This is a genomic window from Nocardia sp. JW2, from assembly GCF_051843015.1.
Classification (GTDB): domain Bacteria; phylum Actinomycetota; class Actinomycetes; order Mycobacteriales; family Mycobacteriaceae; genus Nocardia; species Nocardia coubleae.
In genome coordinates this window covers 80,923-93,736 of the sequence record NZ_JBPXLK010000014.1, presented here as the reverse complement: position 1 = coordinate 93,736, position 12,814 = coordinate 80,923, and the positions used below count along the sequence as shown (strand labels likewise).

7 protein-coding genes are annotated in these 12,814 nt (G+C 66.8%); all 7 read right to left on the bottom strand.

Annotation, left to right across the window (positions count from 1 at the left end):
* Positions 1 to 74 precede the first annotated feature (74 nt).
* Positions 75 to 1,097 carry a DUF3566 domain-containing protein gene (locus tag ACSVDM_RS20150; RefSeq protein WP_067495142.1) on the bottom strand — a complete coding sequence of 341 codons (1,023 nt, stop codon included), beginning with the start codon at positions 1,095 to 1,097 and terminating at the stop codon, positions 75 to 77.
* A 39-nt stretch (positions 1,098 to 1,136) separates the two neighbouring features.
* Positions 1,137 to 3,647: a DNA gyrase subunit A gene (gyrA, locus tag ACSVDM_RS20145; protein WP_439266996.1), complete on the bottom strand. Its 2,511-nt coding sequence runs from the start codon at positions 3,645 to 3,647 to the stop codon at positions 1,137 to 1,139.
* Positions 3,648 to 3,701: 54 nt separating this feature from the next.
* On the bottom strand, positions 3,702 to 5,735 hold the full coding sequence (gene gyrB, locus ACSVDM_RS20140) for a DNA topoisomerase (ATP-hydrolyzing) subunit B (protein ID WP_439266994.1): 2,034 nt from the start codon (positions 5,733 to 5,735) through the stop codon (positions 3,702 to 3,704).
* Between the two features lie 375 nt (positions 5,736 to 6,110).
* A complete protein-coding gene (locus tag ACSVDM_RS20135; RefSeq protein ID WP_357151920.1) occupies positions 6,111 to 6,677 on the bottom strand; it encodes a DUF721 family protein in 567 nt (188 codons plus the stop codon).
* A 102-nt stretch (positions 6,678 to 6,779) separates the two neighbouring features.
* Positions 6,780 to 7,964, bottom strand: a complete 1,185-nt coding sequence (gene recF, locus ACSVDM_RS20130; protein WP_439266992.1) for a DNA replication/repair protein RecF — start codon at positions 7,962 to 7,964, stop codon at positions 6,780 to 6,782.
* 17 nt (positions 7,965 to 7,981) lie between these two features.
* Positions 7,982 to 9,157 carry a DNA polymerase III subunit beta gene (gene dnaN / locus ACSVDM_RS20125; protein WP_067644045.1) on the bottom strand — a complete coding sequence of 392 codons (1,176 nt, stop codon included), beginning with the start codon at positions 9,155 to 9,157 and terminating at the stop codon, positions 7,982 to 7,984.
* Between the two features lie 773 nt (positions 9,158 to 9,930).
* A complete protein-coding gene (dnaA, locus tag ACSVDM_RS20120) occupies positions 9,931 to 12,138 on the bottom strand; it encodes a chromosomal replication initiator protein DnaA (RefSeq protein ID WP_439266990.1) in 2,208 nt (735 codons plus the stop codon).
* Between the last annotated feature and the right edge of the window lie 676 nt (positions 12,139 to 12,814).

The following is a 12,814-nucleotide window of genomic DNA, read 5'->3' as shown; positions in this document are numbered from 1 at the left end:
TCCCGCCGATAACCAAAACGGCCGGTCAGAGCCAGTTTCCTGGTCCGACCGGCCGTGCCGGAAAACGCGTGTTCCTAGTCCGGATCGGCCAGGGTCACCTGGATACCGCCGACCAGATCGCAGCACTGGTTGTAGATGAACACACCGACCGTCGCCAGCGCGGTGAACAGCACCACGTTGATAAGGCCGATGACGCCCGCGTACCCGAAGATCGTGCCCGCGTCGATCAGGCCGCCCGAGCTGCCCTCCTGGTTGAACATCTCGCCCAGCGAGTTGTCCAGGTTGTCCCACACACCCATGCCCGCGAGCACGATGTAGAGCAGGCCGACGGCGACCATCCACACGAAGAACAGCGCCACACTGATGACCAGCGTGATCTTCAGCGTCGACCACGGATCGATGCGGCGGATCTGCACCGTCGCGCGCAGCGGCTCACCCGACGCGGCGGCCGCGATGGCCACCGGAACGGCGGGCGACACCGGGCCCGAGGCGGCCGCGGCCCGCGCCGACGGCCCGCTCTGCGGCTGCTGGGGAGCCATCGGCAGCCCGGTGTTGGCCATCGGCAGGTCCGACCCCGGATGACGCACATCCGATAGATCGGGCATGTCCTTGACCAGCTCGGGACGCGCGATGCTTCGGGTCGGCCCGTCGATACCGACGGACTTCACCATCGCGGCTTCCTTGCGCGCCGCCTTGGCCGCCAGGTCGGCGGTGGTGCGGGCGTTGGACGGACCGCTGCCCTTGAGGCCACCGCCACCCTGACCACCCGAGGACGGGCGGCCCTGGCTCGGCGCCTCACCCGGGCGGTACAGGTTGGACTGCGGTTCCCGCTGCGGCAACTGCGCCCAGCCGTCCTGGTAGGGCGATTTACCCTTGCCGTTGCCCGAGCCGTTGGCAGGCCCGTTCGGCTCGGTACCCATCCGCACGGTGGCCTGGTCGAACGATTCGTCCCCGGCGCCACCGGATTCCGGTGCCTTGGCGCCTTCGGCCGCACCCTGACGTGGGATCGGCCGCGGCTGGATCGGAGACGAGGCGACCCGCTCGGTGACGCCGTTGGTCTGGTTCCGATCGTCGTTCGACTGATTCGGTGTGGTCAATGGAATCCTCAGATCCGTTCGTTGCCGCCGCTGGTTGGGTTATTGCTCCGAGGCCGCGTCGCCGATGAGCTGATCGGGATCGGGCTCGTCGGCGTTGCGCGCGATCGCTAGCAAGGTATCGCCATCCGCGAGGTTCATCAATCGCACGCCCTTGGTCTGGCGTCCGGCTTTGCGGACCTGCTTGGCCGCGGTGCGGATGACGCCACCACTGGAAGTGATCGCGTACAACTCGTCCTCGTCGTCGACGATGAGCGCACCCACCAGGCTGCCACGCTTCGGATCGTATTGGATTGTCAATACGCCTTTTCCGCCGCGACCCTGCGCGGTGTACTCCTCGATCGCCGTACGCTTGGCATACCCACCGGCGGTCGCGACCAACAAATAGGTGTCCGGGCGGACCACATTGAGCGAGAGCAGTTCGTCGTCGGTGTTGAACCGCATGCCCTGCACACCGGAGGTGGCGCGGCCCATCGGGCGCAGCGCCTCGTCGGTCGCGGCGAAGCGGATCGACTGGCCGTGCGCCGAGACGAGCAGCAGGTCGTCGTCGGCCGAGCACAGCACCGCACCGACCAGTTCGTCGTCGTCGCGCAGGTTCACCGCGACGATGCCACCGGAACGGTTGGAGTCGAAATCGGTGAGCTTGGACTTCTTCACCAGGCCCGCGCGGGTCGCCAGCACCAGGTACGGGGCGTCCTCGTAGGTCTTGAGCTGGATGATCTGGGCGATCTTCTCGTCCGGCTGGAACGCCAGCAGGTTGGCCACGTGCTGACCACGCGCGGTGCGGTTGGCCTCGGGCAGCTCGTAGGCCTTGGCCCGGTACACCCGGCCCTTGTTGGTGAAGAACAGCAGCCAGTCGTGGGTGGAGGAGATGAAGAAGTGCTTGACGATGTCGTCCTGCTTGAGGCCGGCACCCATCACGCCCTTGCCGCCGCGCTTCTGCGAGCGGTACAGGTCGGTCTTGGTCCGCTTGGCGTAACCGGTCTCGGTGATCGTGACGACCACGTCCTCGCGGGCGATCAGGTCCTCGTCGGCCACGTCGCCGTCGGCGGCGATGATCCTGGTCCGGCGGTCGTCGCCGTACTTCTCGACGATCTCGGCCAGCTCGTCACGCACGATCGCGCGCTGGCGTTCCGGCTTCTCGAGAATGTCCTTGTAGTCGGCGATCTCGAGCTCGATCTTGGCCAGATCGTCGATGATCTTCTGACGTTCCAGCGCCGAGAGGCGACGCAGCTGCATGTCGAGGATCGCGGTCGACTGGATCTCGTCGATGTCGAGCAGCTGCATCAGGCCGGTGCGCGCGGTGTCGGTGTTGGCCGACCCACGGATCAGCGCGATGACCTCGTCGAGCAGGTCGAGCGCCTTCACCAGGCCGCGCAGGATGTGGGCCCGCTCCTCGGCCTTGCGCAGCAGGTAGCGGGTGCGCCGGACGATGACCTCGAGCTGGTGGTTCACGTAGTGCCGGATCATCTGATCCAGGCGGAGCGTGCGCGGCACACCGTCGACGATCGAGAGCATGTTCGCGCCGAAGCTGGTCTGCAGCTGGGTGTGCTTGTAGAGGTTGTTCAGCACCACCTTGGCGACCGCGTCGCGCTTGACCGTCACCACGATGCGCATGCCGACACGGTCGGAGGACTCGTCGTGGATATCGGAGATACCCGCGATCTTGCCGTCCTTGACCTGCTCGGCGATCGAGTTGACGAAGTTGTCGGTGTTCACCTGGTACGGCAGCTCGGTGATGACGATCGTGGTGCGGCCACGCGCGTCTTCCTCGATCTCCACCACACCGCGCATGCGGATGGAACCGCGACCGGTGGTGTAGGCGTCGTGGATGCCCTGGCTGCCGACGATCAGGCCGTGGGTCGGGAAGTCGGGGCCCTTGACGCGTTCCATGCACGCGGCGAGGGTGGATTCCTCGTCGGCGTCGTAGTTCTCCAGCGACCAGTAGATGGCCTCGGCCAGCTCGTTCAGGTTGTGCGGCGGGATGTTGGTCGCCATACCGACGGCGATGCCGTTGCTGCCGTTCATCAACAGCGCGGGCACGCGCGCGGGCAGCACGGTCGGCTCCATCGAGCGACCGTCGTAGTTGGGCACGAAATCGACGGTCTCGCTGTCGATGTCGCGCAGCATCTCCATCGCCAGCGGCGTGAGACGGCACTCGGTGTAACGCATGGCGGCCGCGCCGTCGTTGCCGCGGGAACCGAAGTTGCCCTGGCCGTCGACCAGCGGGTACCGCAGCGACCACGGCTGGGCCATGCGCACGAGGGTGTCGTAGATCGACGAGTCGCCGTGCGGGTGGTAGTTACCCATGGTCTCGGCGACCGGACGCGCCGACTTCACGTAACCGCGATCGGGGCGGTAGCCGTTGTCGTACATGGCGTAGAGCACGCGCCGGTGCACCGGCTTGAGGCCGTCGCGCACATCGGGCAGCGCGCGGCCGACGATCACGCTCATCGCGTAATCGATGTAGCTGCTCTGCATTTCGTTCTGGATGTCGACCGGTTCGATCCGGTCGCCCGCACCGCCGGACGGTGGCAGCGTGGTCTCAGTCATCGAATCTCCTTAGAGGGCTGATGTGTTCGCGGGCGCGCGATGGCGCAGCACCGCTCACACATCGAGGAAGCGAACGTCCTTGGCGTTACGGGTGATGAAGCTGCGACGTGCTTCCACGTCCTCGCCCATCAGCACGGAGAACAGCTCGTCGGCTGCGGCGGCGTCGTCGAGCGTCACCTGACGAAGCACCCGCACCGACGGATCCATGGTGGTTTCCCACAGCTCCTTGGCGTTCATCTCACCCAGACCCTTGTAGCGCTGGATGCCGTCGTCCTTGTTGATCTTCTTGCCCGCGGCCAGACCGGCCTCGACCAGCGCGTCGCGCTCGCGGTCGGAGTAGGCGAACTCCGGGTCCGAACGCATCCACTTGAGCTTGTACAGCGGCGGCTGGGCCAGGAACACGTGACCCTGCTCCACCAGCGGCCGCATGAAGCGGAACAGCAGCGTGAGCAGCAGCGTGGCGATGTGCTGACCGTCGACGTCGGCGTCGGCCATCAGGATGATCTTGTTGTAGCGCAGCTTCGCGATATCGAACTCGTCGTGGATACCGGTGCCGAACGCGGTGATGATCGACTGGACCTCGTTGTTCTTGAGGACGCGGTCGATACGGGCCTTCTCGACATTGATGATCTTGCCGCGCAGCGGAAGAATCGCCTGGTACATCGAGTCGCGGCCGGACTTGGCCGAGCCACCGGCGGAGTCACCCTCGACGATGTAGATCTCGCACTTGCCCGGATCCTTGGAGCGGCAGTCGGCCAGCTTGCCGGGCAGCCCGCCCAGGTCGGTCGCCGACTTGCGGCGTACCAGCTCACGCGCCTTACGGGCGGCCATCCGGGCCTGCGCCGAGGACACCGCCTTCTGCACGATGGTCTTCGCGTCGGCCGGATTGGCCTCGAACCAGTGCGTGAGGTGCTCGTTGCAGGCGCGCTGCACGAACGACTTCACCTCGGTGTTGCCGAGCTTGGTCTTGGTCTGGCCCTCGAACTGCGGCTCGCCGACCTTCACGCTCACGATGGCGGCCAGGCCCTCGCGGATGTCGTCGCCGGTGAGGTTGCCGTCCTTCTCCTTGAGGAGCTTCTTCTCCTTGGCGTACTTGTTGACCACCGTGGTGAGCGCCGCGCGGAAACCCTCTTCGTGGGTACCGCCCTCATGGGTGTTGATCGTGTTGGCGAAGGTGTGGACAGACTCGGAGTAACCCGAGTTCCATTGCATCGCGACCTCGAGCTCGTGCCCGGTGCCCTTGCCGGTGAAGCCGACGACCGAGTTGTGGATGGCCGACTTGGTGCGGTTGATGTGGCGGACGAAATCCACCAGACCGCCCGGGTAGTGGTACGTGCGGGTCTTCACCTTGTGCTCGACCGCCTGGGCGGCGACCTCGTCGGCGTGCTTGGGCGCCTCGGCCGTCTCGCTGACCACCTCGTCGGTGACCTCGGAATCGCTCACCCGCTCGTCGGTCAGGGTGATGGTCAGGCCCTTGTTGAGGAACGCCATCTCCTGCAGACGGCGCGCGACCGTCTCGAAGTTGTAGGTGGTGGTCTCGAAGATCTCCGGATCGGCCCAGAACCGGATGGTGGTGCCGGTGCGGTCGGTGGGCTCGCCCTGCACCAGCTTGCCGGGCTTGGAATCCTTGTAGACCTGGGTCCAGTGGTAGCCGTCGTTGTCGATCTCGGCTTCCAGCTTGCTCGACAGGGCGTTCACCACGGAGATACCCACACCGTGCAGACCGCCGGACACGGCGTAGGCGTCGGAGTCGAACTTGCCGCCGGCGTGCAGCTGGGTCATGACGACCTCGACGGTCGGAATGCCCTGCGCGTGCATGGCGGTGGGGATACCTCGGCCGTCGTCGACGACCTCGACACCACCGTCGGCCAGCAGCGTCACGTCGACCCTGGTCGCGTGGCCCGCCATCGCCTCGTCGACCGAGTTGTCCACAACCTCCCAGATCAGGTGGTGCAGACCGCGTTCACCGGTGGAACCGATGTACATGCCAGGGCGCTTGCGCACCGCCTCGAGGCCTTCGAGGACCGTGATGGACGAGGCACCGTAGCCCGAATTGTTGCCCGATGCGTTGGAGTCGTTGGCAGCCACTTGTCGGTAGCTCTCCTTACTTGCTGATCCCTGGCGCGGACAGCTCGCAAGCGGCTGCACAACACGCGCGTCGAGGGTTCGCCGCTGGTTACGTCACCATCCTACTGGTAAGCCCAACTTACAGTGCACCTACGACACCCCTGGCTTCGCCGTGAATGCGAGAACTCGAAGGAGCGCGAGTGGCTTCCGCCTCGGCGGGAGTTTTGCCGGTCTTAGGGGCCGCTGGCTTCATCTTCGGTCGGGCCGCGAGCTCGGGTGTGTTCCCGGCGTGTGCACACCGTGTCCCGAAGTTATCCACAGGTTTTGTCCACAGGCCGCGAATCTGGGGATCGAAGCGGCGCTGCCGCAACGGAACTCGCACCGGTGACCGCCCGGCTACCCGTAGGTGTCGCGCGGGCCGCGGCCCTTGATGTGGCGTTCACCCTTGCGCCAGCTCGGCGCCGCCGGACCGGTGATCCGCAGGGAGGTGACCACGCCCTGCCCGACCGCCGCGTTGATCTTGGCGAGGATCTGGCTCTGCAGCATCCGCAGCTGGGTGGCCCAAGCCGTGGACTCGGCGGCGATCTTCAGCACGCCGTTCTCGAGGGTCACCGGGGTGGCGTGTGCGGCGATGTCCTCACCGACCACGCTCGACCATCGACCGAAGACCATTCCCTCGGCAACCTTGCCTGACCAGCCACGATTCTTCGCGATCGAGCCCGCGAGCGCGGACAACAGCTGGGGATCGCGGGCGTCGGGGCCCGCACCGGACCAGCCGCTGCGGCGACGTCCGCCCGCGCGCAGCTTGCGCACCGGCGACGCCCGGCCCTGCCCCACCGACTTACCGCTGGCCTTGGCCGCCGCCCGTGCTTCCTCGAGGGCGCGGCGGGCCAGATCGATCCCGCGCAGTTCCGCTTCCGGCTCGTCCTGCACGCGGTCCCACCTTCCGGTCTCGAGGCTCATCGGTCGGTTCGGGAGTCTACGCCGGGTACCCGACAGAGCCGTCGCGCACCGATGCGGCATATGTCCAGCATGTCCACGGTTTTCCACAGGGCCTGTTGATAACTATGGCCGGCTGTGCATATCTTCGGCCACGATCCGTGAGGTGCGCCGGTCCGCGTCGCCCTCGGTCTGCACCCGCAGCGGCGCGGCGGCCAGTTCGGCGGGTACGTCCTCGGCGACCGCGGCGGTGATGAGTACCTGTTCGGCACCGGCCGCCACCTCCGCGAGCGCGGTCCGGCGGCGCCGGTCCAGTTCGGCGAACACGTCGTCGAGCAGCAGCACCGGTTCGGCGCCGGTGTTGCGCAACAGCTCGAACGAGGCCAGCCGCAGCGCCAGCGCGAACGACCACGACTCGCCGTGACTGGCGAACCCTTTCGCCGGCGCGCTGCCGAGCAGCAGCTCGAGATCGTCACGATGTGGGCCGACCAGGCACACTCCGCGGTCGAGTTCGCGGCCGCGCGCGGCGGCCAGTTCGCGCAGCACGATCTCGCGCACCTGGTCCACGTCGTCGGGTTCGGGTGCCCGCGCGGGATCGAGCAGGTCCGGTGGAAGGTACCCGGAGCGGTAAGCGATTGCGGCAGGGCGTGATTCGGGCGCGATCGACCGATATGCCTCTGCGAGATAGGGATACAGGTCGTGCACCAGGCGCAGCCGCTGGGTGAGCAACACCGAGGCGTGCTCGGCCAGGTGCCCGTCCCACACGTCGAGGGTGCTCAGATCCGAACGCGAACGCACCTGGCGCCCAGCGGTTTTCAACAGCGCCGACCGCTGGCGCAACACCTTGTCGTAGTCGGCGCGCACACCGGCCAGCCTGGGCAGGCGGGCTGTGCACAACTCGTCGAGGAACCGGCGCCGCTCCCCCGGGTCGCCACGCACCAGCGCCAGATCCTCCGGCGCGAACAACACGGTCTGCAGGATGCCGAGGATCTCGCGCGACCGGCGCACCGGCGAACGATTGATCTGCGCGCGGTTGGCGGCACCCTGCTTGAGTTCCACATCCACCCGCAGCTCGCGGCCGGCGTTCACCACGGTCGCCCCGATGGCGGCCTGGGTGGCGCCCATCCGGATCAGCGGCGCGTCGGCGGACACCCGGTGCGAGCCGAGCGTCGCCAGATAGCCGACCGCCTCGAGCAGATTGGTCTTCCCGTTGCCGTTCGCCCCGAGCAGGACGGTGCGCCCTGGGGACAACTCCAGCTCGGCGTGATCCCACGAGCGGAAATCACGAACCGACAGCGCACGGATGAACATGTGCGGCGCGGCCCCGCTCAGCCGGGCAGCCGGACCGGCATCAACAGGTAGATGTACTGGCTCTCCAGCGCCGCGAACGCACCGGACTCGAGCACCTTGGGCTCCTCGTCGGAGGCGGGCAGCAGCACGGCGGGACGGCTCGGCGTGGTGAAGCCGAAGGTGACCCGATCGGCGTGCAGCGCCGACAGACCCTCGGTGAGGTATCCGGGGTTGAACGCGATGGTCAGCGGCTCACCACGGAAATCGGCCTCGAGCCATTCCTCGGCGCGGCCCGCGTCGTCCCCACCGGCCGACAGCAGTACACCGTCTGTGGAGAACTCGAGGCGCACCTGGGCGCCGCGCTCGGCCACCAGCGCCACACGCTTGATCGCCTCCGACAGCGCCGACACCGGCAGCGTGGCGATGGAGGTGTGCTCCTTGGGGAGCAACTGGCGGAACTTGGGGAATTCCGCGTCGAGCAGCCGGGTGGTGGTCCGCCTGCCCGCGTTGACGATGCCGAGCAGGCCGTCGGCCCCGTTGCCGTTACCGAGCGAGAGCTGCACGGGCGCGGAGGCGGCACCGAGCGTCTTGGCGGCCTCGGACAGCGTGCGCGCGGGGATGAGCACCGCGGTCTCGATGTCGGGGCGTGTGGGCTGCCACTGCAGGTGGCGCACGGCGAGGCGGAAGCGGTCGGTGGCGGCGAGCACCACGTCGTTGCCCTCGATCTCCACGCGGATACCGGTGAGCATGGGCAGCGTGTCGTCACGACCGGCGGCGACGGCGACCTGACCGACGGCCTCGGCGAAGACGTCGACGGTGAGTTCACCGGTCTGCTGGGGCACCTCGGGCAGCTGGGGATAGTCCTCGACCGGCATGGTCGGCAGGGAGAACTTGGCGCTGCCACAGGCGATGAGGACACGGGTGCCGTCGACGGATACGTCGACCGGCTTGTTGGACAGTGCCTTGGTGATGTCGGCCAGCAGACGGCCCGAGACCAGGACCTGACCCGGACCGGCGACCTCGGCCGCGACGCGCATCTGCGCGGAGACCTCGTAGTCGAATCCGGAGACCGTCAGGCCGTTCTCATCGGCCACCAGCAGGACGCCACCGAGAACCGGCACGGGAGGCCGGGACGGGAGGCTACGGGCCACCCAGGCCACCGACTCGGCGAAATCCTCTCGGGCGACCCGAAACTTCATGCTCGCAAGCTCCATCGCCCGATTTGTCCTCTCCGAGTTTCGAATCCGTATGCGGGTGTGTTCAGCGGAGTTGAGGTGCTGCGTCGGCCGCGCACTGAGTCTCGCACAACCTGCCGACAACCAAACGGTACCCGGACAACGCGTGATCTCCGCATCGACCCTCTAGGAGTTCCGCGCGTCCTGAACCATCCCCTCCTGTCCTTGCCTGCTTGTGAGTGAACCACCGACCGAGCCGAGCCTCCCCGACCGAGTTTCCACACACCCTGTTTTAAAGAGATCTCTCTATGAATGAGAACTGAAGTAGTAGTAGGCACTGTGGAATCTGTGGACTTCCGTCGTTTTCCCAGCTCAGAGGGCTTGGTGGCATGGGGATGACCGTGGAGTGACTCGAGGATGAATCGGGAGTGTCTGTGGACACCCGAAGTTGTCCCACATCCATCCTCGAGTAGTCCTCGAGTTGTTCCACCGATTTCACCCACTTGTTCACACCCTGACCAAGGGTGGTGACGAACCGGTGGATTCCTCGAGGAGTCCACAAGAAGTCCTCGAGGAATCCACAGGCCTGATCCGGCGCCGCCGCAGGTCAGTGGCACTCACAGGCTGTTGGTGGAGGAACCTGTGGACGATGTGCACAACTGCCTGTGGGTAGATGCTCCCCAGATCCCTCCCCAGGCCTGTGTGTGAACCGGTGCACAACCGGTGGATTCCTCGAGGACTCCACAGGGATTCCACAGGGCAAAAAAGAACACCGCCCCAGCTCAGGGCGGTGTTCGAGGGTGTGGATGGAATCAGCGAGAGCGCTGTTTAATTCGGGCTGTGAGTTCTTGGACCTGGTCGTAGACGCGGCGGCGCTCGGTCATCTCCTTGCGCACCTTCTTCTCCGCGTACATCACGGTGGTGTGGTCGCGGCCGAACGCCTGCCCGATCTTGGGCAGCGACAGATCGGTCAGCTCACGGCACAGGTACATGGCGATCTGGCGTGCCTGGGCCAGCGGACGCGCCTTACCCGGCCCGGTGAGCTCCTCCAACGTCGTGTTGAAGTACTCGGCGGTGACCGCCATGATCGTGGCCGCGTTGATCTCGAGCGCGGCGGTGTCGGGCATCAGGTCCCGCAGCACCACCTCGGCCAGCGACAGGTCGAGCGGCTGCCCGTTGAGCGAGGCGAAGGCCGTCACCCGGATCAGCGCGCCCTCCAGTTCGCGGATATTGCGTTCCACCCGGCTCGCGATGAGTTCCAGCACGTCGTGGGGCACGTCGAGCCGGTCCATCCTGGCCTTCTTGCGCAGGATCGCGATGCGGGTCTCGAGTTCGGGGGGCTGCACATCGGTGATCAGGCCCCACTCGAACCTGGTCCGCAGCCGCTCCTCGAGGGTTGCCAGCTGCTTGGGCGGACGATCCGAGGACACCACGATCTGCTTGTTCGCGTTGTGCAGGGTGTTGAAGGTGTGGAAGAACTCCTCCTGGATGCCTTCCTTACCCTCGATGAACTGGATGTCGTCGACCAGCAGGATGTCGGTCTCGCGGTAGCGGCGTTTGAAGGCCACCTTGCGGTCGTCGCGCAGGCTGTTGATGAAGTCGTTGGTGAATTCCTCGGTCGACACGTACTTCACCCGCATGCCGGGGAACAGCCGCTGCGCGTAGTGACCGGCCGCGTGCAACAGGTGTGTCTTGCCCAAACCCGAAGCGCCCCAGACGAACAGCGGGTTGTAGGCCCGGGCAGGTGCCTCCGCGATGGCCACCGCGGCGGCGTGGGCGAACCGGTTCGACGCGCCGATCACGAACGTCTCGAAGGTGTACTTCGCGTTCAGGCTGGCCGAGGACGACGACTGCGGCGGCGCCTCGGGCGACTTGCTGAAATACGTCGGCCAGTTGTTGCGCGCGTCGACCACCGGCTCGTCGTCGACGGGCTGGGCGCCCGGCGTCCCCGGGCGCGGCGGCTCGGGCGCGGTATCGGCCGGTGTCTCCTCGACGCGCGCGGCGGCCGGCTCCTCCTGCGGTTGCGGCCGTCGCGGCGCACGTGCGGGCGGATCGGTGCCGAACAGGGTCTCCTGACCGGAATGCTCACGACGCGACGAGCCCTGCTCGCGCCTGCCCTGGGGCTCCGGCGCGCGCTGCTCGGGACGACCGCCACGGAAGTCGGGACGGCCGGCGAACTCACCGTTGGTGAAATCCTGGACGGGATAGACGGCGGTCGGCTCGAAATCGGCGCCCGGAAAATCGTCACCGGTGTACTCGGCGGCCTTGTACTCCTGCGGCTTCGCGTATTCGGCAGCCTGCTGGTATTCCGGTTTCTGCTGGTAGTCGCCCTGCTGCTGGTACTCCGGCTCGGCCGGGTACTCGCGCGGACCCGGGTACTCGCCGCGCTCGCCGTACTCACCGGCCGACCGCTCGCTGTACTCACCGGCAGGCGCGGGGAACTCGCGGCCGCCGAAGCTGCTGCCGCCGTACTCACCCTCGCGCTGGTAATCCGGGGCCTGTTGATACTCGGGCGCCTGCTGATAGTCGTTGCCGTACTCACCGGAATTGCCGTTGTAGTCGTCGGCGCCATAGCGCGGCCTGCCGTAGTCACCGCGCTGGGGATAGTCGGGCACGCTGAAATCGGGGCCGGGGTAGCCGGCGGGCGGGCGGACCTGCTCACGCGGACGCTCCGGACGGCTCGTCATCCTGGCGTGCCGGGGCGAACTGCCCGTGCGCTCCCCCGCGGCCGGGCTCGGCGCGGCGATGCGCACACCGAGTCCTTCCACCTGCGGCCCGAGTCTGCGGCCGAGCGAACGCAGGATCGGCTCGCGCAGATCGCGCTCGATCGCCTCCTGTGCCAGCGACGACGGAACGGACAGCAACGCGAAACCCTGGGCGACGGTGAGCGGTTTCACCAGCTTCAACCACGCCTGCTGAGCTCGGCTCACCGCGGGAATGGCGCCGTCGGCCGAGCCGGTGGTGAGTTCGGCGACCACCTCGGGCCACACTGTGGCCAGCACGTTCTGCTCGTCGTCCATGCAGCGTCCTCCCCGGACCGGTTTGTTGGGCCAACGGCCGCCGAGCACGCCAGCGCAGCACCTGTGACCAGGTGCGATCGGCGTGATCGAAGCGAACAACCGAAGCCGGTTCGAACGCCGTGCGGTCCCGGGATCGGACTTGGCGAGGGCACCGTCGGCCCTACGAATATGCCACTCCGGCCGTCTTTCCACACAATTATCCACAGATGTGGACAAACCTGGGGATAGAGGAATTCTGCCAGCGTGTGGCAGTGAAAGGAGCTGGACCTGCGGTTCTTCAGCAATCCCCCGGCTACAGAGGCTAGCCGCAAGGCGCCCGCGACGCCAGAGGTGTGGAGGAACTCACGAAAAGTTGCTGTCCGCGTCGGTGACGCCCGGGCGTGTCGCCGCAGGTCGGCCGCCGACGGCCGGACACGGCCAACAGGTAATCTGGACCTAGGTACTCGTCCCGACCCTATCCGGGCCGGACGTTCGCCGACCGTTTCGCCCATGTGGGCCGAATTTGACCCTGTATGGGGCGATCAGTACCCTCATACAGTCACCCCTTGGCGCGGTGGCGGCTGTGCGCTGCACGCTGATCGCCAAGGCACTCTGTGCGTAGACCGCGGTCCGCAGCGCAGAATCCGAATCACCGAAAACTTCGGGTACCTCACCGGTGCCCACCAACTCGAGGAGT